At 65.5% G+C, this 316-nt stretch carries 1 protein-coding gene; it reads left to right on the plus strand.

The genetic code is table 11. From position 1 onward, the window contains the following. Nucleotides 1-263, plus strand: a 263-nt coding sequence (locus EN852_RS38150) for a cytochrome ubiquinol oxidase subunit I (protein ID WP_135879855.1), incomplete at its 5' end; no start/stop codon positions are given. Nucleotides 264-316 lie beyond the last annotated feature (53 nt).

Raw genomic sequence — 316 nt, forward strand, 5'->3', positions numbered from 1 at the left:
GGGACCAGAGGCCCCCGGTGGCCATCCCGTTCTTTGCGTTCCGCGTCATGGTCGGCATCGGGCTCCTCATGCTCGGCATGGTCGTGGCGAGCTGGTGGCTGCGCTGGAAAGGCAGGCTCTACGACAGCGTCTGGTATCTGCGCTCCTGCCAGTTGGTAGCGCCGCTGGGCTTCGTGGCGGTGCTGGCAGGCTGGACCACGACGGAGGTGGGGCGCCAGCCCTGGACGGTCTATGGCCTACTCAGGACCGCCGATTCTGTGTGATTGCCTATCTCGTGATCTTCCCGGCCGGGCTGCTGATCATGGCGCGCTTTAAG

The organism is Mesorhizobium sp. M2E.F.Ca.ET.209.01.1.1, from assembly GCF_004010375.2.
GTDB lineage: Bacteria > Pseudomonadota > Alphaproteobacteria > Rhizobiales > Rhizobiaceae > Mesorhizobium.